At 65.9% G+C, this 22718-nt stretch carries 19 protein-coding genes and 1 pseudogene; 1 reads left to right on the forward strand and 19 read right to left on the reverse strand.

Going from position 1 to position 22718, the window contains the following annotated elements; all coding sequences use genetic code 11:
- Positions 1-2 precede the first annotated feature (2 nt).
- The 14 genes from ACUZ2Y_RS00270 to ACUZ2Y_RS00335 all read right to left on the reverse strand — a co-directional run bounded on the left by ACUZ2Y_RS00270 (position 3) and on the right by ACUZ2Y_RS00335 (position 5779).
- Entirely contained in the window at positions 3-413 is a 411-nt protein-coding gene (locus ACUZ2Y_RS00270; protein WP_476325700.1) for a hypothetical protein, read from the reverse strand.
- Positions 400-741, reverse strand: coding sequence for a hypothetical protein (locus tag ACUZ2Y_RS00275; RefSeq protein WP_476325702.1), 342 nt, complete (start codon positions 739-741; stop codon positions 400-402). The genes ACUZ2Y_RS00270 and ACUZ2Y_RS00275 overlap by 14 nt, the downstream gene beginning before the upstream one ends.
- Positions 738-965, reverse strand: a complete 228-nt coding sequence (locus ACUZ2Y_RS00280) for a hypothetical protein (protein ID WP_476325704.1) — start codon at positions 963-965, stop codon at positions 738-740. Before ACUZ2Y_RS00280 ends, ACUZ2Y_RS00275 begins: the two co-directional genes overlap by 4 nt.
- Positions 966-968: 3 nt before the next feature.
- Positions 969-1250: a hypothetical protein gene (locus ACUZ2Y_RS00285; RefSeq protein WP_476325706.1), complete on the reverse strand. Its 282-nt coding sequence runs from the start codon at positions 1248-1250 to the stop codon at positions 969-971.
- 68 nt (positions 1251-1318) lie between these two features.
- A complete protein-coding gene (locus ACUZ2Y_RS00290) occupies positions 1319-1639 on the reverse strand; it encodes a hypothetical protein (RefSeq protein WP_476325708.1) in 321 nt (106 codons plus the stop codon).
- Positions 1640-1876 carry a hypothetical protein gene (locus tag ACUZ2Y_RS00295; protein WP_476325710.1) on the reverse strand — a complete coding sequence of 79 codons (237 nt, stop codon included), beginning with the start codon at positions 1874-1876 and terminating at the stop codon, positions 1640-1642. It lies immediately after the preceding gene.
- A 1-nt stretch (position 1877) separates the two neighbouring features.
- Positions 1878-2045, reverse strand: coding sequence for a hypothetical protein (locus tag ACUZ2Y_RS00300; protein WP_476325712.1), 168 nt, complete (start codon positions 2043-2045; stop codon positions 1878-1880).
- Positions 2045-3445: an FtsK/SpoIIIE domain-containing protein gene (locus ACUZ2Y_RS00305; protein ID WP_476331481.1), complete on the reverse strand. Its 1401-nt coding sequence runs from the start codon at positions 3443-3445 to the stop codon at positions 2045-2047. Before ACUZ2Y_RS00305 ends, ACUZ2Y_RS00300 begins: the two co-directional genes overlap by 1 nt.
- A gap of 87 nt (positions 3446-3532) precedes the next feature.
- Entirely contained in the window at positions 3533-3718 is a 186-nt protein-coding gene (locus ACUZ2Y_RS00310) for a hypothetical protein (protein WP_476325714.1), read from the reverse strand.
- Position 3719: 1 nt separating this feature from the next.
- On the reverse strand, positions 3720-3974 hold the full coding sequence (locus ACUZ2Y_RS00315) for a hypothetical protein (protein WP_476325716.1): 255 nt from the start codon (positions 3972-3974) through the stop codon (positions 3720-3722).
- Positions 3955-4143: a hypothetical protein gene (locus ACUZ2Y_RS00320; RefSeq protein WP_476325718.1), complete on the reverse strand. Its 189-nt coding sequence runs from the start codon at positions 4141-4143 to the stop codon at positions 3955-3957. Before ACUZ2Y_RS00320 ends, ACUZ2Y_RS00315 begins: the two co-directional genes overlap by 20 nt.
- A gap of 12 nt (positions 4144-4155) precedes the next feature.
- On the reverse strand, positions 4156-4320 hold the full coding sequence (locus ACUZ2Y_RS00325; RefSeq protein ID WP_476325720.1) for a hypothetical protein: 165 nt from the start codon (positions 4318-4320) through the stop codon (positions 4156-4158).
- Positions 4321-4544: 224 nt separating this feature from the next.
- Positions 4545-4898, reverse strand: coding sequence for a hypothetical protein (locus ACUZ2Y_RS00330; protein WP_476325722.1), 354 nt, complete (start codon positions 4896-4898; stop codon positions 4545-4547).
- A 101-nt stretch (positions 4899-4999) separates the two neighbouring features.
- Positions 5000-5779 carry a GntR family transcriptional regulator gene (locus tag ACUZ2Y_RS00335; protein ID WP_476325724.1) on the reverse strand — a complete coding sequence of 260 codons (780 nt, stop codon included), beginning with the start codon at positions 5777-5779 and terminating at the stop codon, positions 5000-5002.
- A 72-nt stretch (positions 5780-5851) separates the two neighbouring features.
- Here ACUZ2Y_RS00335 and ACUZ2Y_RS00340 point away from each other — a divergent pair, with 72 nt between their 5' ends.
- Positions 5852-6280 (forward strand): NUDIX hydrolase, encoded by a 429-nt coding sequence (locus ACUZ2Y_RS00340; RefSeq protein WP_476325726.1) that lies wholly within the window; start codon positions 5852-5854, stop codon positions 6278-6280.
- A 337-nt stretch (positions 6281-6617) separates the two neighbouring features.
- Here ACUZ2Y_RS00340 and ACUZ2Y_RS00345 read toward each other — a convergent pair whose 3' ends face one another.
- The 5 genes and pseudogenes from ACUZ2Y_RS00345 to ACUZ2Y_RS00365 all read right to left on the reverse strand — a co-directional run bounded on the left by ACUZ2Y_RS00345 (position 6618) and on the right by ACUZ2Y_RS00365 (position 22542).
- Complete coding sequence (locus tag ACUZ2Y_RS00345; RefSeq protein WP_476325728.1) at positions 6618-7328, reverse strand: hypothetical protein; 711 nt, start codon at positions 7326-7328, stop codon at positions 6618-6620.
- Positions 7329-8157: 829 nt separating this feature from the next.
- Positions 8158-8351 (reverse strand): annotated as a pseudogene (locus tag ACUZ2Y_RS00350) (RNA polymerase subunit sigma-24); the annotation flags it as partial.
- A gap of 522 nt (positions 8352-8873) precedes the next feature.
- Entirely contained in the window at positions 8874-10667 is a 1794-nt protein-coding gene (locus ACUZ2Y_RS00355) for a UvrD-helicase domain-containing protein (RefSeq protein WP_476325730.1), read from the reverse strand.
- Positions 10668-11113: 446 nt separating this feature from the next.
- On the reverse strand, positions 11114-17644 hold the full coding sequence (locus ACUZ2Y_RS00360; protein WP_476325732.1) for a DEAD/DEAH box helicase: 6531 nt from the start codon (positions 17642-17644) through the stop codon (positions 11114-11116).
- Complete coding sequence (locus tag ACUZ2Y_RS00365) at positions 17641-22542, reverse strand: class I SAM-dependent DNA methyltransferase (protein ID WP_476325734.1); 4902 nt, start codon at positions 22540-22542, stop codon at positions 17641-17643. The genes ACUZ2Y_RS00360 and ACUZ2Y_RS00365 overlap by 4 nt, the downstream gene beginning before the upstream one ends.
- Positions 22543-22718 lie beyond the last annotated feature (176 nt).

Genomic DNA, 22718 nt, shown 5'->3' on the forward strand with positions numbered 1-22718 from the left:
GGTCAGATGGGTTTGAGTGCGCCCCAGCGGTGCAGCAGTGCCCGCCCGGTGCGGGTCAGTCGAAGCGGGGTGACCGGCTTGCGGGTGATGCCGTGCAAACAGGACACGGTGTCGCGCGGGGGGCGGCGTTCGGCGTAGCCCTGGGCGAGCAGTGACAGGACGGTGTCCTCATCGAGTGCGACGCGGACGCGGTCGTGGTCCTCGAAGACCATCACCCGGTCGGTGTCGTCGAGGACCCCGAGCAGTCCGGTGTGGATCTCGGCGAGTACGTCGACCACCACGTCCGGTCGCTGCGATGCTCGTGCCCGCGACTTGCCCCGCACCGGTGGGACCTCCCGAGAAGCAGACACCCCGGCTTGCGGGGCCGGGGTGTCGAAGTCGAACATGTCGAGCTGGTGTTCATGCCGCGCCATCGCGTGCCGCCTTCCTGTCGTGCAACAGGTCCAGCAGGGCGGTTCCTCGGCGGGACAGGCAGAACCAGTCGACCGCGACGGATTCGCCGTCGATACGGACTTTGGTCCGGTAGTCCTCGACGATGCAGCCACACTCGGCTAGGTAGGACAGGATTTCTTGGTCAGCGAGCCCGTAGTTACTGGCGGCGGGGACGACCGACCACGCGAACCCGACCTCACCGCGCTTGACCGCGCGCAACATCCGCCGAAAGTCCTCCCGGCTCCCCTTCTCCGCGTACAGCGCCCGCGTGACCGAGTTGTCGATCGGAGATCCATTCCGGGCGCTCATCGCTTTCCCGCCTTACTCTTGCCGGGGGCGGCTCCCTCTCGTCGGGCGAGGTCCCCGATCACCAGGCGGGCACCGGCCGTCGCGGCCAGGGCGGCCACCAGGACGAACCAGAACAGCACCGACGCGCCCTGCGCCCGGTAGACCAGGACCACGAGCAGCAGCCCGAGTCCGGCGATCTTGACGTGTTGCCAGGTCGACCAGAACCGAAATCCGAGCTTCCACACGGGTCAGCCCTCCTGCGGGAAGTCGTTGGGGCGGAACGCGTCGAGCCGGTCGAACAGATCGGCCCCGGCGGCGGTCCAACCCACGATGTTGAGCGTGAGTTCATCGGATTCGTCCCAGATGGCGCCCGTCTGGCAGCCGCTGAACTCCAGGTGACCGGACTCGACCAACAGCGTCAACAGCGCGGTGTCGTCGCTGGCCAGCCACATCCAACCCAGATAGTCGGTGATGATCACCCCGCGCCCGCCCACAGTCATCCCCAACTCGTGGTTGCGCGCAAGACGCATCGTCGACCACCCGGAGTTGCATTCGTCCAGCGTCCGGGGGTACCCCTCAGGAAGCCCTGCCATGGTTGTCACGCCCTTTCAAGGATGTCGAGGAGTCGGCGGCCTTCGGCGGAGATGACCATGCGGCCCGCTTGCATGGGTTCGCCGTGTTCGTCGGTGTAGATGTCGGCGTAGGTCTGTTCGGGTTCGGCCATGCCGTAGGCGCACAGGTCGAACACCGCCCTGCGCAGGAGGCTGTCCAGCTCGATCAGCACGCCGTTGTGGCCCTGCTTCCAGGCCATCGACCAGTTGATGCAGACCGCCTCATTGAGGATCAGCCGCAGTCCCGCGACCAGCTCCGGGGGCTGCCGCCGCGTCCGGGCGAGGAAGGTCTCGGCCGTGTCGTTCACTCAGGCCACCTCCCCGGCGCCGTCGCAGGTCCAGCAGGCGGTGTTCTCGGAGTCGGGGTGATGCCCGACCCCGAGGCAGGTGGGGCACAGCCGGGACAGCCCGGACCCCAGGCACACCGGGCAGGCGTCACCGCCACCGCAGACGAATTGTTCGCCCTCTTTGCCGGTTCCGGTGCAGTAGCCGCAGGTGTCGTAGTTCTCGGTCATGTCCAGCGCCGAGCCGATGATCATGGTCATGTCAGATTCCCTTCTCGGTACGGGTGCGGAACAGCGACGAGGCGAACAGCACGGTGATCACGAGTGCGATGTAGAGGGCGAACGCGGGGACCTCGGCCGGCGAGGTCAGGTAGTCGGTGGCCGGGATGATCAGGGCACCGGCCAGGGCGAGGCGGATCAGGGTGAACATCAGGCCACCACTTTCAGGTGTGAATCCGGGGTGGACCCGGAGCGGACGAAGTCGACGAGTTCGCCGAGTTCGGTGTCATCGACGTAGGCGGCGCGGATGCGTTGCGGGACACGGGATCGCTGGCGCATCACGTAGCCGATACCGGCCGTGGCCGGGGTGTTGGGGATCTCGTCGGCCAAAGCACCCCGTAGGCGGGCGTTCTCCCCGAGGACCATGTCCACCTGGGAAGATGCGGTGACCCGCAGGCAGATCCGCAGGGTGAACAGGTCCCGGATCGGGACGGTGTCCTTGGTGGGTTCCTGCACCAGACCCCACACCCGCATACCCGCCGCCCGACCCTGAGTGATGATCACCGCAAGGTCTTTACGGACCAGCCGGGCGATGTCGCTGTAGGCGGTGATCGCGCCGATCTCGTCGAGGATCAGCAGATCCAGCGGGGTCTCCGTCGAGATGGCGAACGAGCGCTGCCCATTGGCGGCCATCTGCCGCTGCCGCTCTTCCATCTCCGCCCGGTACTCCGAGATCAGGGAGACGATCGAGTACTCGTCATCGTCGTCGGTCTCCACGGTGGCGGAGTACCGGTAGGCGATCGGGCGCAGCGCGGCGAACTCCGACTGCTTGGGGTCAGCCAGCCACAGCCGCACCAGCCCGGCCCGGATCATCGGGGCGATCGCCCGCAACGCCGAGAGCGGGATGCTGTTCTTTCCCGCCCCGGTGGCACCGGCGATGAACACATGATCACCGGCGACCGAGATCCGGCAATCGGTGTCGTCCTCGGTGTCACCGATGTAGACGGCCGACAGGTCGACCGCGTCGACGTCGCCGGGCATGTCCGGGGCCGGGATGATCTCGGTGAACGGCTCGCAGCGTTGCACGATCAGCCCGATCACCCTGGGCTTGATCTTCTCGATCGCGACCCGCTCAGCCTTCAGCGCCACCGTCAGCTCATCGATCCGGGCCTCGAAGTGGGACAGGGCCTGACCGCGCGCCATCTTCACGAACAGGGTGTCGATGGTCGGCGAGTAGGAGCGGACTCGAAGCAGCCGCGGGAACCGGTCCTCCCCGGTGCGGCGGTCGGTGGTGAACAGGTGGCAGTCCTCCATGGCCCGCTTCCACCGCAACCCGATGTAGGTGACCCACCGGCGCCGCCAGGCCCGCATGACCGGGGCGGCGAACCGGTCGAAGGTGTCCGGGTGACCCCGGTACCAAGCCACACAGGCGATCCCGACACCACCGGCCACCCAGCCACCAGAGACAAGGACCGCGTCCACACCGAGCGTGCTGGTCGCCGCAGCGGGCACACCGGGCACCGCGAGGACGCCGGGGTGCCGAACCGCCCACTTGATCGCTTTGACTTCCCTGCCTGGCTTGCGCTTGCTCGTCTTGCCTTCCGCGCCCATCGCGGTCACTCCCTTTCCCTCAGACAGCGACCGGCCCCACCACCCTCGAAATCAGGGAGCGGGGCCGGTCGCAGGATGTGTGTTCGGTCAGCGCTGGTCGAACGCAGCCGCGTTGTCGGCGACCTCCACTCCCAAAGTCGCCACCGCCTTGGTGAGCTGCCGGTAGGTCACCGCGAAGAACTCGCGGCGGATCTTGATCGCGTCATACGCCGTGTTCAGCTTCCGCATCGACTCATCCACCGCGTCCAATGCGTTCAACACCTGCTGCGACATGTCAGGCCCTCCATTCCTTGGCGATCATGACCGCCTCGTATTTCTTCGCGGTGTCGCGCATGTCGTCGAGCTTGTCCTGCGCTTTCCGGCGCAACCCCTGCAGTTCCCGCTTGTCCCGCATGCGCCAATTCGCCGATACCGGCGTGTAGCGTTTGATCAGCTTGTCGAGGTCGTCCAACGATTCCTGAACATCGTCGAGCGCCGACACCAGCGCCAGATAGCGCGCCTGCTCGGTTTCAGCCTTCGTCGCGGCCATGGCCACCGTCCTGTCCGTCGATGTTGGTTGCTTCCCAGTCGATCCGAGCCAGCCGCCCCAGCAGCGCGGCCACCTCGAACTTCGCCGCCCGCACCGGGCATCGCCGGTTCTCCGACTCATCCGGCAGCGCCCTGGCCGCCGCGTCGATCCCGGTTATCAACTCGCGCAACGCTTCCACTTCTCAGCCCCTCCTGATCGTCTGCCGCGCGATCCGCAGCCCCTCAGCGAAACCCGCCTGCCACTCCGGCGAACCCATGTCCGCCCATGGCGGGATCTCCTGCCCGGCCCGCTCAACCCGCACCATCAATCGGCGGCGCAGTCGTGCCGGATCCACCCGTCGCGTCACTGTCACTCCCTCCATCCCTTTTCCTCGGACACAGAGAACCCCCGGACAAACCTCGGCCGGGGGTCACTGTCTCCGTCCGACACGCAACGAACACGCGCCGGAAAAAGGCATAGATCGGCCCACTATGGAATTCTCAAACAACAAGCAGCCCACAAAACCGGCTTAAAGAATTGCGATTCATCCGGCGCGACAATCGCGCGGAACCCCAGCCCCAGAAGCAGCGATCAGGCCGCAGGCTTCAGGCCCAACGCCTTCCAGGACAGGCCGGACATCGTGCGGCCGTCACTCGTGCGCTCCCAGTGCGACACACGCGGGTGGATCAGCTCCACGCGGGAACCCTCCGCGATCTCGCCGGGGTCCGTCTCCAGGGTCACCTTCACCTCGGCGCCCTTGCCCGTGCGGCCGTTCGCGTCCGGCAGCGGCTTCAAGAACACGCTCACCACGTACAACGTGTCCCCGGAGAACGACTTGGCGACCGTCTGCTTACCCGTCGCGTCGTCCTCGTACATCTTCATCGTCGGAGCCTCCGTCACCTGAACCTTGTGACCGCTCAGCTCGACCGGGATGTTCTTCAGCACTTCCGCCTCCAGTGGTTGGTACTCCTCTAGACAAGTCCAAGTTACCTAGACGTCTAGAGGAGTGCAATCAAAGGGGAGTGGTTGGTTGCGAAAGCGAACGGCTACCGAGCTTCGAAGTCGTATTGCAGCAGGTAGGAGGGTGCGACCTTCACGGTGTCGCAGACCTCTACAGGCACGTCGGCGGTGTCGAACGCGGTACGGACGACCGTCAGCACCGGGATGCCCGGTCCGATCTCAAGCTCGGTGCGTTCGTCGGCGAGTGGCATTCTTGCGCCGACTTCCTCGGTGAAGCGGGCAAGCGTGTGCCCAGCCTCTTCAAGGCGTGCGTACAGCCCTCCGGGGCCGGTGTCCTGCGACTCGATCGCGGTTCCTGTCGCGAACTCGGCGGGAATGTAGGACGTCGCTGTCTCGACCGGCCGCCCGTTGGCCAGGTAGCGGCGGTATCGGACTACGACCTCGCTGCCCGGCTCCAGGTGAAGCTTGGACGCCACAGCCGCGGGCACCTCGGAGCGTCCAACCGTGATTCGGTCGACACTTGGCACGTAACCGACGGTCTCGGCCTCGGCGATGAACGCCGCCTTGCCCGCCTCCCGGTGCTTACGCGCGAAACGGTCGGATGCGAGCCGCCTGACGGGCGGCATGGGGCGGACGTACACGCCACGGCCGTGTTCGGCAACGACCAGGCCTTCTCCGCGAAGTTCCTGGATCGCTTGGCGGACAGTCATTCGAGCCACGCCGAAGTGTTCGATCAACTGCGCTTCCGAGGGCAACTTTTCGCCGTGCGAAAGCTTGCTCGTGAGGATGAGAGCTCGTAGCTGCGTGGCGATCTGACGGTACGGCGGCTGATCGCTCGACCGGTCAATGGACCCAAGTTGCATCATTGGCACTCCTCGCAACACCTCTAGAGGTGCACTAGTCTGTCATAGGTGGATTGGCATCGTTAGGAGAGCGTCATGGGCGAAGCACCCAAGCACTCAGTGAGCGTGGCGGGCGTAGTCATCGACGCTGACCAACGGATCCTGGCCATCCGTCGCCGCGACAACGGCCACTGGGAAGCGCCTGGCGGCATCCTCGAACTGGGGGAGTCCTTCGAGGAGGGTGTCCGGCGCGAGATCGAAGAGGAAACCGGCATGAGTGTCCATGTTGGATCCCTCAGCGGTGTCTACAAGAACATGCCGCGTGGCATCGTCGCCCTAGTTTTCCGCTGCACGCCAGGCGAAGGCTCCGCCCGCGCAACGGATGAAGCCCATGAAGTCCGTTGGCTCACTCGCGACGAAGTACGCGACCTAATGTCCCCAGCATTCGCGATCCGCGTCCTCGACGCCTTCGAGCCTTACCCGTCCGTGCGCGCTCACGACGGCTTCGACTTGATCTCTGCCTAGTCCGGCGGCCTGCCGACCTGCTATAGCCGGTGCGTGCAGAGTTTCTTTACTTGTTCAAGGCGGACGCCCTTCGGGCGCCCGCAGGCACGCTGATCCTCTACCGCACGCCCAAGCGCGGGGCCTGGGTCCTCCGGACCGGCCCCACGCGGGCGGCGGACCGAAGGCGTGCGGCGCCTAATCTGGCGACCTTCATGCCACTCCGCTCACCCGAGGTCATGAGTCGCCCCACCCAATCGCGCACCCGTCGCGAAACAACTCGAGTGATGAGATTGGACCCGCCACTACTCAATACAGCTAGATCGACCCCGAAACAGCAAGGTGTTCAGACGAGTCGGCCCTAGCTGATGCTATTGATCCAATATCCGATAAATCCGCCCAGTATTAGAGACGCGATACTCGCTGCCGTCGTGATCAGTACATTGTCCTTGTTTCTGATCCAAAACGTCGGGGCCTCCATGCGTGATTTCACGTAGAGCGTAGAGCGGTCGAAACGAAAAAAGCGCCCTAGTGCTGTAGAGCCCAAGACTAGCAAGGCTCCGAGCGCACTGCCGACTATCGCGCTCTTCGTATCGAATCCTTCCGGGTTGCGCTGACTTCCGTGCACGATGGCAAGGACGGAGGCGGCTACGAGAGAGAACCATAGGAGCACCATCAAGCCAGGGTGTGCTTTGCGCCAGTTCAGTATCGAGGCGACCCTACGCTTCCTGCTCCGCACCATCTTGGCGACTTCGGGAATGAGTCCACGCATCTGAATGTTTGGGTTTTCGACCTTGATTACGGTAGGCCAACCGCCAAGCGACAAAGAGAAACTCGCCTCGTTGGCGACCATTCGGATGTATTTGATCCGAGGTAGAGTCAGCTCTTCAAGGTCATCGACGTCTGCGAGCGTATAGGCGTCCACGCCATCGTGTGCTTGAATTTGTAGACTGTCGCCTTCGCCAACCACCTCGCGGATGAGAATCTCGATCTCCTTGAGATCATCGCGCCACATACGAACGACAGGAAGATTTTCTTGATGAACGGTGGGGGTGATCTTCTGGAGCGCCATGACGAGCGAGGATACTCCTCGCTCGATCACATCAAGCCGGGCTCATGTCCGTCGCCAACATGTCCCAAGAGCGCTCGCCGCGCGGCAGGTCTCCAGGATGGTCCGAAGTGCTGGGGAGCTTGCGGTTCGTCGGTGACTGCCTGCCATCCCATCGACCTCCCAAGGGGCTATCACGCCGTGTCAAGGGGGCAGTCCGCGGTAACCTCACTCTTGTCGGCAAGCGCCCCCTTGACACGACGTGATCGGGCTGAAGCCAGGTCGACGGGATGGCAGGAAGCCCCCTCCTTGTGGATGTCCACAAAGGACCGGCCGGTTCAACATTTGCACAACATGCCACCAGCAGAGGGCGTAAAACGACCACAACGGTCGGCAACGTTTCCCGAGGTCAGAGCGCGTTTGGGTGGAGAATCCGCAGGTCAGATTGGACCCGAATTAGAACAAGGGGTCGCAGGTTCGAATCCTGTCAGCCCGACGGTCGTTGAATCACCCGCCGATCTGGATGAATGTCCAGGTCGGCGGGCTTTTTTGTGTCATGAAGTGGATCTGTTGTTGATCGTCGTTTGTGGACGGTGTGATCGTTCTACCGGCTGGTAAGGAGCGAAACTGGAGATCGACAGCTCCTGCGGCTTGTCGATCTGGTCAAGGGGTCGTAGTCGATCTTCCCGATCGGGTGAAGTTCGCGAACTGCCCCTAGCGGGCCCGATTTGCGCTGGTCGGGCGCGTACCGGATCTGGTTGCGTGGGGTTGGCGGTGGTTGGTCGCGTTTGAGTGCTGGGTGCGTCAGTTCGCGGCCGTCGGTGCCTGTTCGGAGGAGTGGCCGCTCGTTGCGTTCGTTGCACCACTCGACGGTCTGCACCCAGCCGGCTTTCTCGGCGGTGGGTGCGTCACCGTGAAGTCCCGCGATGGCAGCCTGGGCGGGGAACTCGCCCAAACCGTCGTGAGCGATAACCGCCTGCAGGATCTCGCCGCCCTCGGCGACCGACTCTGTGTCCCACCGGGCCACCGGTCCTGCTCGGCGAGGGGGTCGGGCGCGGTCAGGCTGGTGCCGGACGCGGTGCAGCATGTGACCACTACCGTCCCGTAGTTCACGGTTGAGCGGTTCAGTGCACTGACCTGCAGGTCAGTGCTGTTGAGTCAGTTCCTTGCGGCACTGACGCCCCCTACCGTGGCAACGTAGATCGAAAAGCAACATGACCTGCGAAAACACAACTCCTGCAGGTCGCGTGGGAGCAGTTCGGCGCGCTTGGGAGCCGTTGGGTGCGGTAGAACGCGCCCGGCGGCTCCCAATCTGCTCCCAGTGCCTGCTCCCAGGCGTGGCTGTGTGCGTTCGAATCCCCGGCGCGGCTCGTACAGCATCTACACGAAACCGCACCCGCCGTGAACTGCTTGTTTCCGCCACCGTCGGGATTGTCCGCCGTCGGCGCGGTCAGGGGTGTTGAAGCCCCGTGATGGGCTTCCGTGCGGCTCAGGCCGCTCGCCCGTGCCCGCCGCAGCACGCGCGCCACGTTGCCTACTGCAAAACCGGCAAATGAATCGCTCCGTCCACTACGCCGAAGGCAAGTAAGGGCTCGCTGGGAAGTGGGTGGTGATGCGCAGGGTATCGCGGGCTCGGGTAGCCGCGACGAACAGCAGAGAGCGCTCCTGTCGTTCGCGGCGAGCAGCGCTGACCGGGTCGACCGTCGGAACGGCTCTCTTGGGGATGACGCCATTGGTGATTGCCACCAAAATGACGCGTTCGTACTCCAAGCCTTTCATTCGGTGCATAGTGCCGACATGAATGTCGCCATCACCTTTGGGGCCATCCTTCGTCAGCTCGGCGTAGCTGATGTCGGCGGCCACTAGAGCGTTGACGATCTGATCCACGTGGTCGTGGTCAGCCGCGCAAACAGCGATGGTGCCACGCGGGTCACCGATATCGGCGCGCCAGGCGGTCAATGTGGTCACCAGGCCGGCCAACTCGTCCCGCCACGTCGGATAACGGATGATCTCCGGGACGGGGCCGCGCAGCACGGAGCGGTACCCGTCGATGGTATCGGTGCCGTCGTCGAGGTCGTCATAGCCGACCGCGGCAGGCGCGATGATCTGGATCGCCTTGGCCAGAATCTGTTTGGTGGAGCGGTAGCTGAGGGTCAGCCGGGTTGATCGTCCGCGGATGTTGATCCCGAGCGCTCCGAGTGCGACCTGGTGCTGATAGACCCGCTGGTAGGTGTCGCCGGCGATGAACAGATCGTTCTGGCCCGGGGCGACCATGGCACGCAGCATGGTCCAGTGTGCGGCACGCAGGTCCTGCGCTTCGTCGATGACCGCGTGCTGGTAACGATGGCGCAGGTAGTGGGTGCCGGCGCTGTCATCGGCGACGGCGTCGGCCGGGTCGGTGTGCCCGGCGCGAGCGACTACCTTGGTCGAACGGGCGAGTTCGAGGCGGGCGGCGCGGTCGGCGAACTGGCCCCAGGTTTCCACCTCGTCCTTGTCCATTCGGACAGTGAATTGCTCGACGATTTTCCATACCGCGGCTCGGTCGAGCCGGGTCAGCGCCCGGCCACGGCCTGCCCTACGGGCGTCGAAGTAGTCCTTTCGGCTTGTCAATGCTTGACCGAGAATGACCTGGTCCCATTCCTCGAATAGGAACCGCGCGTCGAAGCGGCGCTCGTCCAGCTCCGCCAGCAGCGTGCCGAGCCGGTCGGTCGCGGCGGCGTCGCTGACCCGGCGCCTGCGGCCGGTCCCGCTTTCGGTGACGACCCGCGCGGCCAGCTGGTCGATGTTGATGATCTCCACCCGAACCAGCTGTTCCGGTTCGAGCAGCGAGGCGAGCCTGGCCCGCAGGTCAGCGGTGAGGTTCTTGGTGAACGTGGTGAGCAGGATCGGAGTGTCCGTACCGGGCGACAACGCTTCGACCAGGTGTTTTACCCGATGAAGCGCGACGACCGTCTTACCGGTTCCCGGCCCGCCGGACACCCGGGCCGGGCCACTGTAGGTACGCCGGGCCGCCTTGGCCTGGGTGGGATGCAGGAAGATCTTCCAGGCCCGAAAGTCACCTTCCTCGAGCGCTGCGGCGATCATGTCGTCCGCCGTCGTGACCGGGGTGCGGGCGAGCGCGGCGGACAGGTCGTCGGCATAGTCGGCAGTCAGCTCGACCGCCACCTCGTCGGTGATCTCGCGACGAACCTCGTCGATGCTCATGCCTGCGGCCAGCCCGTAAAGCACGTCGGCGGACAGGCCCGGCGCGCCGGAGACCAGCTGGTCGAGTTCGGCGCTGCCGGTCACCGCGAGCGCCAGGTCGATCAGCGGCTCGCTGACGCCGAGTTCGCGCAGGTCATCCGCGCCGACCCCGGCCAGCAACGGCACAGCGGATGGCTGTTCGGCCGACTCCGGTTGTGACGGAACGACTTCCGATGCTTCCGGCTCGGTCGGGGTGAGGGTGAGGCCCGCCTTGCGCAGCGTGCTGTCCCCGACGACGGAAAGGTCGGCGAACTCGATCTCTCCGGTGACACGATTGACCGCGACCGTTAGTTCCTCGTATACGTCCTTGCGGTGGCGGACCGCGATCACCAGCCAGTTCGCCACGCCCTGCGCGTCGACCCCGAGCCTGGCCAGCAGTACGCGGTAGGAGTCGTTGAGCTTGGCGCGATAAATCCGGCCGTTACCTTTCAGGGGCTTAAGGTCGAGGCTGGGGTGGTCCGGGTTCTGCCGGAACAGGTGACTGAAGTCGTAGAAGCCAGCTTTTTCCTTCCGCTCCAGCCGGTAGATCTCGCGGTCGGCCTTGTGGTGGACGCTGAGCCGAGCGGTCATCGGGCACCTCCCGCATCGGGAACGACGTCGAGCAACGCGTTCAGCTCATGGAGCGAGTCCGCGACGGTGCGCACGGTCCAGCCCTCGGCGACGTAAATGGTGTGCCTGCGCAACGCGTCGCTGCCCTCGTCGTCGAGAACGATCCCGAGCCGCTGTCCCGGCCAGGCGAAATCGACCTGCCACCGGCCGGTGCCGAGTTCGTACCCGTACACGGGGGCGGCCTTTCCCACCTCGGCCAGCCGGTGCGCTAATGCGGTCAACACCGAGTCCGGCGCGTCCTCGTCCAGCAACTCCAGAATCTCCGTCCATGCTGGATCTCTCGGTTCATCGATCGGCCGCTCTAGCGTGGCGTCGGCGGCGACCTCACCGCACACGGCGAGCGCTTCCACGGGACAGTCGGGTGCGGTGCTGGTGGCGAGCGCGATCCCGTCCCCGCCGGCGAGCGCAAGGAACTGGATCAGATTCGACCAGTAGTGCCAGGCACGCCAGCGCATCTTGTGCTCGTCGGTCTCGAGCGCGGCGTTGTCATCATCGAGCAATGCGAACGCACTCCACCGCACCTGATTGACTGCCGTGCCGGTGCGACTGTCCAGCACATATCGCAATGGCAAGCCGTTCACGTCCCGCGCGCGCAGGACAGCCAGTCCGCCATCGCCACCCGCATGGGCGGTGAACGTCCGGCCAGCCAGCTCGACCTGCAGTGCCGTGCGAACTTCTGCCGGATCGGCGTTCATGACGATCGGGTCCGGCGCAGCCGTCAGCCCGGAGACCAGCGCGGTCGCCCGACGCGCCCACACCGCCTGGTCGGGGTCACGAAGGTAGGCGAGCAGGGTTTGGACGGGGTTGGTGAACACCGTGCCTGCCAGCTCTGCCCGCTTGCCGCCAAGGTCTTCGTAAACGCCCCGCGCCTTGTCCTGGGCGCTGCCGGAATAGGGCGGCCATACGGGTTTCGCCTCGGTGGCCGCGCCGGTGAACAGGTCGATGTCGGCCCAGGTCACGCTGAACACCACGTGCCCACCGGCGCGCAGCCTGGCCCGGATGGCGGCGTCGTCAGCGATCTTGTTGTGCTCGCGGGTCGCGTGGAAGCGGTGACCGTCCAGGTAGACCGTGACGGTGCGCGGCGGGCCATCGACGCGCTCGAAGGTGAAGTCGGTACGGGTACGGTCGTGGTGCCGTTGGGCGGTGAACCGCCAGCGCACCACGTCCGCCCGGTCCATGAAGCGCAAGGCCGCGCTGCTGCGGCTGTCCTCATCGAGCGCGACGGTCGCGTCACCGGACACCCAGGCACGTAGCGCAGCCAGGAATCGGGCCTCCAGGTCGGACTCGACCTGCTTGTCCAGCCCGATCAGGTTGGTGTTGGGCAGGTTCGTGGTCTGCCAGGTGTCGAGCACGGTCTCGCCGGAGTCGTCGACAGTGCCGAGAAGGTCGGCCAAGATCTCCAGTGCCTCGTGCCGGGAGACGATGTCCTGGTAGCGCTCTTCGGTGTAGCGGTGCAGGCACCGGTGACAAGCACGGCGCCCTTCCTCCCGGCAAGGGCAGGACAGCAATACGCGGCGGGCGTCGCGCAGCGTGTCCCGGAACTTTTTGTGGTCAGTGAGCCGGTGCAGGTACCCAGTACCACCTGGCAGCTGGTCGAACACCACTAGGTAATGCCTGCGCGTGCCGGTCGGGCCGTCAGGTACCACCGCGAACGTGGTGTCCAGGTGCTGAGGATCGCCGCCGAAGTGCCGGTCGATCCCCAGTCGCAACGCGGCCCGGAACGAGTAGACCTTTTCCGCAACCAGCACCGTTGCCGCAGGCAGCAGGATCCGCAACGCTTCGGTCCGCAGCTCGTGTGCCAGGAGGACCGGCCGCTGCGGCACGTCGGCCGCACGCTTCCCGCGACGCAGGGGGCACCACGGCTGGTGGTGCTTGACCTCGGGGCGGCGCGCGGCCGACGAGGTGATGCCGTCGAGGGGGCGGTCGAAGACCGGCTTGCCGTCCGCGGTGGCCGCCCCGCAGGCGGAGCAGACGTGGAACGGGGAAAGCCGCACGGTCTGCCCGGCCAGATCGTCTTGCGGGTGTCGGTCGAACCGAGCCGGACCGACGTTGATCCGGCGGATCACCGCGGTGCGACAGAAGTCGACGCCGAAGGTCTCCCTGGCGTGTCGCCAGGACGTGTTCGGCCGGATCTGCTCGGTCGGGATGTCGACCGCGTCGATCACCGTGTAGAAGCGGTGCTGCCGTTCGTCCCGGTCGTCGCCGATTCGCGCGTCGTCCCGCTTGTCCCGGGAGGTGACCACCAGCGGCTGGACCACGTCGTGCAGGCAGGAACCGTCGTCGGCGATGCGGGTACTGCGGCAGCTTGGACACGGGGACCGGTCGGTGGCGGCGTTCTCGGTGCGCACGTAGCCGCAGTCTTGGCAGAACCGCCACTGCCGCATCACTCCAGGTGCCGGGTCGATCCCGGTGACCTCGTGCTGATAGCCGTTGACGTAGAACGTGTTACCGGGAGCGAGCTCGGACAGTGCGTAGCGTTGCGGCCGCTCATAGCTGCGCAGTTTGGCTTGAAAAAAACGTCCGGTGGGTCCTTCCTCAGACCAGTACAACGTCGCGTTGAGCGTGGTCGTCGCGTCCAGCAGGGCGTAGTTGGGCAGCAGACCCAGCGTGCACAACGCCTCCTGCGCCGGCGTGGTACCCAAGTCGGCCAGCCGTCTCCCGATCGTGCGTCGCTCCGCGTCCAACTCGGCTTTCAGCTCCGCCGCTTCCGGGTCGTTGTCGTGCAACTCGTCCCTGGTCTCGTTGATCATGCGCAATCGAGAGCGCAGCACGGTCTCACCGGCCCGCCATTCCCGCTCCGCCCGCTCGACGACGCCCTGCAGCCCTACGGTGGCGAAGTGGAGCAGGTCAGCACGTGCGTCCGCGTTGACCTGCTCCTCCCCGTCCTGGGCCGGAAACAACGCGAGAAACCGTTCGACCAGTGCCTCGCCATCCGCGAGCGCGGTGTCGACCAGATCGACTAGGTAGCCGGATTCGCCGAACAACATGGGCGCTTGGGTGGGCAAGGCACGCAGAGTGACGCCGTCGGGTCGTGTCAGCCTGCCGTGCGCGGCTAGGTCGAGCAGGTGCGCGAGGTACTGGCGACGCAGGATTTCGATGGCGGACAGGTGCGCTCCGGGCGGAAGGATCTGCCCGGCGATCATTTCCTTCGGCTGATCGAGGAAGTACAGGTCGCGCCGACTGCGGTCGGGAATGGTCAGCAGGTAGGCGTTGCCGGTCCGGCGTCCGGCCCGGCCGACCTGCTGCGCGTAGTTGGCCGGGCGTCGAGGCAACGCCGCTAGGACCACTGCGGAGAGGTCACCGACGTCGATACCCAGCTCCAGGGTCGGTGTGCAGGACAGCACGTTCGGATCGTTGAACCCGTCGCCCTTGAATGCCTGCTCAACCTTCTCCCGTTCGGCCCGCGAAAGCATCCCGGTGTGCTCCGCGGTGATCACTTGGTAGGTCCCGGCTTCCCGGTAGAGCCTGCGGTAGTAGTCGTTTCGGAAGTCCCGTTCCCGGTGATGTACGCCGAACGTTTCGCGCCGGTCGCCCGCCACCAGTTCGCCGGCACACCGGTAGGCCGGGCACGGTTGGCCGTGCCACTGCGTCAGAAGGCGCGGGTGCACGGTCTGTTCCCAGAAACACCGCGGGCATCGGACGAACGCGGTGTTCACTTCCTCGTCGGTGAGCCGCTGGATGGCGATGTTGCCGGGTTGCAGACCGTAGATCCGTACCGAGCTGTCCTTCGGCGTGCCGACCGACAGCAACCCAGCGCCGGTCAGCTCGGGCAGCAATGTCTGCCAGAACGTGGGCACTGCGGCCTTGGGCAGTTCCAGGCAGCGCTGCGCCCAAAGCTCGTACCAGCTCAGCCGACCGGTCGCGACGTCGAATTCGCTGCGATCCTTGGGCGCCGCGAGCAGAAACCGTGGCGCGGCAACGCCTCTCGGGAACGCGCGCATCCCGACCGGTCTGCCGCCCCACACCGGATAGCGGCTGGTGCCGGCCTCCCGCAGGTAGGCCGTCAGCCACTGGTGGCTCACCGCGCCCCGGGTGCGCAGCCGTTCGAGGAACACGCGCACCAGTGCCAGATACCGTGCGTCGTCCATGGCGGACGGTTCGAACTGACCGGCGGCCGCTGACTCGTGCGCGGCCCTGGCCAGCGCCACCACCTCGGCCGGGTCGGAGATGTGCACATGCGCGGCCGCGGTGCGGGTCAGTTCAAGCGTGCGGCCGTTGCGAGAGCGGAAGCCGAACTCGGACACGGCGTCGAACGCCAGCCGCTGCCCGATCAGCTCCCACGTCCGCCGGTCCCCGCGCCCCCGCCCTGCCAGCAGCCTGCTCACCCCGCGCAGGTCGTGCAGGTCGGCCGGCACGACCGCGGCGAGCGTCCCGGGGTCGCTCGTCGCCGCGATCACCGACGCCATCAGCTCGTGCAGAGCGGTCGGTCGGTCCTCGGACAGGTACCGGTTCAGCAGCGCACGCAATGAGAAGGTGAATGAGCGGGAGGCGACGAATCCCGCACGATGTGCCGCGTCCTGGACCGAGTCGTTGAACATCAACGCCTTATCCTCGTGCTGCTCGGCGTCCAACTCGCCGCCGGTGAACAGTTGGGTGATCGCCGCGGCGGCGAGCGCGGCAGGCCCGGTGCCGAGGTAGCGGATCGCGTTGCGCTCCTCGCAAGCGGGACACCAGTCTTCCTCGGCCGCCGTGTTGGCCGTCTTGCCCAAATGCACCCGGACGAACGCGGAGTCCCTTGTGGAGAGATGGGGCTCACCTGTTGCGGTGTAGTCCGCGTCGACCGGTAAGCGCAGCTTGCCCGCGTCGCTGTCCAGCACTTGAACCGATCCGTCCTCGCGTCCGGCGCTCGCCTCCGCGTCGGTTGCCGCGATCAGGTTCCGCACCCTGACCTTGTCCCGGCTGGTGGACGCGCGGCGGATGATGATGCTGTCCAACTCGACAGTGCGGTCATCGCTTTCCGGCGAGAACACCGCCCACCCGGACCGGCCACAGGCCCGGCAGTAGATCGCAGGCAGGAACACGGTCGCGGCGCCGGTAGCGGTCATCGTGGCCACCGGGGCGTTGTGCGCCGCCAAGTATCCAGTTCCCGGCGTGTCCCAACGGAACTCCGCGCGTGGCCAGGACAGCACGCCGCGCATCAGCCGGGACACCGACCGCACCCACTGGTGAACTTCGACGTGCACGAAAGGCCGCTCCCCGGCGGGCGTCGCGGATCGGGCGACAGACAGCAGGGCTACGAACCGGGCCAGCGCGGTCGCCGCGATCTCGGGTTGGTGGGCCACCGCGCGTGACCACGACGTGGCGCGCACCCGCCACATGATGTTCAGCAGTTCGTCGCTGGTCTGGACGGTTCCGCCGCTCGCGTGCAGCACTGCCGCGGTCAGTGGGTGCTTCTTCAGCGTCGCTCCGAGCGTGACCGGGTCGAGGTCCCGGCTGCCGGTGACCGCGTGGGCCAGATCGGCCAGTGCGTCTTCGCTGTGGGCCGGGTCGGGCAGCGCTGCCAGTTCTTCCGGCCGGGGCTGCGGCAGCAATGGCTCGAACTTCTCTGGCGGCAGGAACTCGTCGACCGTCTGTCTGTGCTCGCCGATCACGGCGTCGGCGTCGAACTCGATGCCGAACACCGTGGCGGCCACACGCCGAACATCGGATCGCGCTGCGTCATCGGCCGCGCCGAGGGTGGCGGACGTGGCGACCGGGCAGATCCGGCCGAGCGGACGGCCTGGCTCTGCCATGTCGAGCACTGCGGCCAGCCTGCGCAGCAGCATGGCCACATCGGTTCCCTGGGCGCCGTCATAGGTATGGAACTCGTCCACCACAACGAACCTGGGGTCCGCGTCGGCCCACAGCGGCACGTCCCGCTCCCGTTGCAGCAGCAGGTCGAGCATCTTGTAGTTGGTGATCAGGATGTCGGGCGCCGACGCCCACATGTCCGCGCGGCGGGTGTCGACCCGGTCGTACGGCGTGGCTGGCTTATCCCCGATGTAGAGACCGGCGCGTACTCGGTGCAGCGCCGGATTGGTGAGCAGCAGCCCGTTGATCCGCTCGGCCTGGTCGGTGGCCAGCGCGTTCATCGGGTACAGCAGGACCGCCTTGATCCCGGCCCGGCCGGCGGCCCGCTCCCGCGCGCAGTGGTCGAGCACCGGGTACAGGAACGCCTCGGTCTTGCCGGAACCGGTGCCGGTGGTCAACACAGTGGGCAAGGGTTCCCGACCGTTTTTCGTGGACAGTCGGGCGAACGCGGCGGCCTGATGCGCGTACGGCATCCACGCGACCTCCGGCCGCCAGTCGAGCAACTCTTCCCAGCCGGGCGCGGCTGGCGTGAAGGGAGTACGTACGCGCAGGAACGGCCCGCGGAACATGCCAGTCGTCTCGTTGCCGAGGAACTCGTGCAACGCGGCCCGCGCCCCCTCGTCCGCGAGCGCGTAGGTGGTGGACAGGTACTGCAGCAGGCTTTCCTTCAACTCCCGCGCCTGCAACGTAGGCCTCATTCCCCTGGCACCTCCTGTCGCACCGGATCCCACTCGCGTCGCGCCACGGCGGCATCCAACCGTGCTTGGAACACAGCGTGCGCCCCCCGCATCTCTGCTTCCCGATCTGCCTTGTGGATCGGCGCGACATATCCGTCCGGCGGCCGAATGTGCGCTGGGTCGGCTAGGTGTTCCTGGAGTTCTTTCCAGGACTCCTTGGTCTGGCGCTGGCCGTAAGCGCGGGCGTTCCCCGTCAGCTTCGACCCTGCAGCGTCGAAGTAGGTGACCGCCTCGTACTTCCGCAGCACCGGGAATCGGCCACGGTATGCGGCGATCAGGGTGTCGGCGTCCATGCCGAGCCACACCGCGACCAACGCGTCGATCTCTACCAGTGCACTCCGACGCGCCTGCTCTGTCCGAAGTGGAGTGTCAGGTGTCCATTGCGACCTGACGTCCCCCAACGGTAGAAGGCCCGGCCAGTCGACCACCCAGCCGTCCTGCTGCCAGGCCGGGTCATACGCCTCCCGCCACAGACGCTGGTACGCCGTTGTCAGGCAGTTCAGCCGCAAAGTCCGCAACAACAATGCTGATGCCAGCGGGTGTTCGACCTGGGGCGCCAGCAACGCCCGTGCACTACCCGGCCGGAGGTCGGACAGATTGGTGATACGGATGAAGTATTCCAATGGGATAGCGGAGAAGAAACCAGCAACAAGACATGTCTCAATTGGCTTCGCCAGCGCAAGGCTGTGCACGTTATCTACGTGCGCGACACCGGGCGGTATGAGCGCACCGAAAAGCACTCGCTCCGTATTGGGTGCGATCTGTCGACGCCACGCGAGCCGGTGGAACGTGGTGTACCTGCGTCGGGACCTACGCATCAGAACCGCGTCCATCGCGCTCGGTGACACGTCGTCTTCCGCGATGCCGTGCGTCAGTGCGACCTCGGCGCGGGCACGCGCGACGGCACGGTCGCTCCCCCGCAGTTTGGCCAGTGCCTGGTGGTTGATCCAGCGATCCTGTTGGGCGAGGTACTGCTGTGTTCGGCCCGACACTCGGATGTATTCGGTGTCCGGGACGAAGTCGTCGGGAAGCTCGGCCAGGTTGACACCATGCGGGTCGTTGGAGTTGGCGTCGTACCGTTTGAACACCGGTGTAGCTACGCCGAGCTGAACCCCCTTGAGTACGACTCGCCACCAGGTGTCCGGCTGATATTCGCTCCCTACCGCGGCATTCACCCGGTTGTATTCGATGAGTTTGTCTTTCTTTGCTCCGCTTTCGTCGTACCCACGACTGATCCGGGGGGACAGCATGCCAAGTCGGTACGGGTATTTTGCCAGTGCGTCGATGGCGGGCAACTCGGCCGTGCTTACCGGGAACAGCAGCCGGGTTTCGGCAAGCGGGTGGTCCTCACTGCCGAGCAGATGTCGCCAGGTGGCCAGTAGCGCGGCGTTGACCTCGATCACCCTGGAGGGGTGTGGCCGCTCGTCGAGATTCCCGGCGGCCGTTCGGTACTCGGGCAACTCCGCCGAATCATCGTGGTTTCTGGAGAGCCGCAACGCGTCCGTCGAGACCAACCAAGACAAGTGGTCGAACGAGATTTCCTGCACCGGACCGTAGACATGCACACCGAAATGGCTGTTTTCACCGACTGGCTTGGGGAAGAACCTGTGATGCTGGTTGACAAAGTCGCCGTGGATGCGCAGGCGGTGGTATGCGGCGGCGCGGAGCTTACCTTCCTTCTCGCCGACGAAGTGGGTGTCCGGATGGATCATGCCCGCTGTCCCGGTGGCCGCGGCGTGTGCCCAGATCTGAGTCATGAACGCCCGATACAGATCTGGTTGGGTACCGGTGATCAGCGGATATACGTAGGGTGAGCTAAACAACGCGACCTGCGCGGCGACGTTGGTCGACTCGCACAGCACGTAGTCGTGGACGATGGGATTGTCCAGCAGCTTGGTCCGGTTGGCGATCTTGTCCTCTGTGGACGGCTTCTCAGTCAGTTCCCACCACGGATCGTACTCGGCAAGAACCGCGGACTCGTTCCACCGAGGCCGAACCCAGGGTGGGTTGCCCACTTGAAGGTCGAAGCCGCCACTTTTGGCGAAGACGAGGGCGAACTCCAGTTCCCAGTGGAGGAAACCTTGCTCGGTGGCCAGCTCCCGGACGGTGTGCAGCCAGGGGAAGCGGGCTTCCGGATCGCCCCGGTACATGCCCATGTGATCAGGCAGGGCATCTTCGTATTCTTTGAGCTGGTCGAGGTCGGTGATCTCGCGGAACAGCGAACCGTCCGGGACGTCCTCGGTGCCGAGCATGGCCTCCAGGAAGTCGAGCCAGTCGTCCAGGTTCGCCAGCGGAACATGGCGACGCTCAGGCGGCCGCGCCTTGGGCGGCAGGTTTCTCGTGGCCGGCTTCACTTCGATGGTGTGCACCGAACCAAACTCGTCGGTATCGCCGTGATCGGCCTCGAACATGTCGCCTTGTTGTCCGGCGACGGCGAACAACTCGCCCTGCCGAATGATCGTCGGCACGGGCGTGAGAGTGCCGACGAGGTCAGCCAAGTCGGTCTCCGCCTCGTCGGTCTCCGCGTACACCGGGTCGGTGCCATCCACGAGGCCGACGCCATCCACCGGCCAGAACCAGAGCGCGCACCAGGCGTCCATCACAGTTCGTAGCCGCCAGTACGGCGTGTCCACCGCGTCGAACAGGTCTGCGAGCACCTTCTCCTTAGGGGTCGGGTGCTCCGGTTGACGCATGAACGCGAACTCCGGCGCGCCCGGATCGGCGCCCCACACGTCGATACGCCTGGCGATCGCCTGCTCGGAAATCTCCATCCGTTTGACCACCAGTTCCCACAGGAACTCCACGCGGCGTGCGACGTCGCGGAGCCGGGTGAACTGGTTGCGTTTCGCTTTCGACTTCTTCGGTGCCCTGACCACGGCCCGACGCCAGGCCCGCAGTCGAGTGACGTTCTTCGCCGCTAGCCTTTTGGCCTCATCGGAACCGGTCGCCGCACCCCAGCCGGGGTTGGGCAGCAGGAACTGGTGCACCGCGTCGTCCGGCAGCACCTGCCTGGCGCCGTCGGCCAGGAACGGCAATGGGGTCGGGCCGAGTGGCTCCTTATCGCGCGCCCACTCCCCACCACGTACATCCTCGGCCGCGTACACCGCGCGGCGCGCCCCGATCAGAGAGTTGCCCCGGCGCAGGTGCAGGCCGAACCACGGGGCACGCATGCCGGGGTGCATGGTGTTCAGCCAGAGTGACACCTCCGCCAGCTCCACCCCGGTGGCATTCAGGTCGACGCCGTAAGCGTTGTGCAGCGCGATGTACGCCTTCACCTTTTGCTTCTCGGCCAGTGTCTGTTCGGTCGGTACCGAGATTCCGAGCTCCTCTTGGCGACGGCGTAGGTACTCCTCGGCTACCTGGTTGATCGCCTCGTTGAGGAACGCCCCGGAACCCAGCGCAGGCTCACAGATCTTCAGTGACAGCAACCGTGACGCAGGAGTTTGTTGTCCGTCCTGGTCTAGCAGGTGCCGCAACGCCAGCTCGACGGTGACCCTGGTCAGTGACTCCGGGGTGTAGTAGGACGCGGTGGTCTCTCGCTCCCGGCCCGCGAGCCGGTAGACGAACGTGCCGGTCGGGTAGCGCTTCACCCCGCGCCGCCCGTGTGCCTCGTCGTGCTCGTCGTAGTGGACCAGCGTGTCCGCCGGGTAGTCGGTCTGCCGGTGCGCCGGGATCAGCCAGGAGCCGTCTTCCGGTTTGCCTTTCTTCGCGACCTCGCACAGTTCTTCGCCTGCGATGATGCCGGTGTAGGACATTAGCCCCTCGTACACCGCGCCGAGCTGGTTGATGCCGAGGTTGCGGTAGGAGATGAACCCGCCGCGGCTGCCGAGTCGGCCAGCTCGTTTCATGGTCAACAGCCGCAGCACCTCGTGGAGTGCCGCGTTGCGCGGCCGCAGGTCCAGCACCCCGTTGTGGTACGGGTGCTGCCCGATGAGCGTCACCGCGTTCCGGTCGAACAGCTCGCTGCGCAGCGGCTCGAAACGCAGGCCGCGATCCTCGCTGCGGCGATCGTTCTTGGCCACGACAGTGGCTTCGTCGTCGCCGGGCAGCACGTCGTCCGGTTCGCTGCCGTAGGGCCGGTGCCCTTCGTTGACCTTGGTGAACAGCAGGTCGAGCGAGGCGCACAGGTGGAACCCGTTCTTGGCCTCCTCCTCGACGAGCACCTCGTCCCGTGCCACCAGCTCACGTAGCCGGGCCATCGAGTAGCCTGCCTCGTAGCTGCCGTCGTCGGCGGGAAGGATGTGCAGCTCCGGGCGGGACTCGGCGTAGAGCAGGAAGAGAATTCGATACAGGTAGCGCAGTGTCTCCCGGGTCAGCTGCCTGGCGAACGGGACCTTGCCTTCGATCTCCTCCGGCGCCACCCCGGCCGTGCGCAGCCGGTCGAGCACCTCGTTCGCGATGATCTCCACCGAGCGCTGCAACCCGGCACGCAGGTCCTTGTTCACGCCGACCGCGTTGTTCGTCGACGCGCCGAGCAGCTCGTCCATCGGGACGTCAGTGCGCTCACCAGTCGCGGTGAGCATCTGGTGCGAGAACAACGCGGAGATGGTGGCCAACTCGCCGGTCTGCCTGGTGTCGTTGCGTTCCAGCGCAAGGTCCAGGTTGGCGGCGAGGAACCGACCCTCCGCCCACGTCTGCCGGTCGGCCAGCACGATCACGCCGCCGCACAGCAGCAGCACGAACCGAGGCCGGGGGCCACCTGGCTTTCCGAGCTCACAGCCGAACAGCCACGCGGCCAGCCGCTGTCCCGTCTCGTAGCGTTCAGCGGCACTGAGTACCACCGGGTACAGCAGCCGCCCGGCGCCGGTGTCGGCCACCGCGTCGTCGACGATCTTGGCCCAGCCGCAGTCCAGCGCCACGACCCCGGCGCCGTGCCAGGCCACGGGGATCTCGTGGTCACGACCGGACCGATGCACGGTCAGTGAGCCGGTCTGCTCGCCGGAAAATCCGAGTGCGGTTAGGACTTCCTTATGCCAGTCGGCGAGCCGCTTGATCAGGTCCGGATCGGGTGTTGGCGAGACATCGGTGTTCGAAT

The sequence above is a fragment of the Actinokineospora sp. UV203 genome (assembly GCF_056323665.1).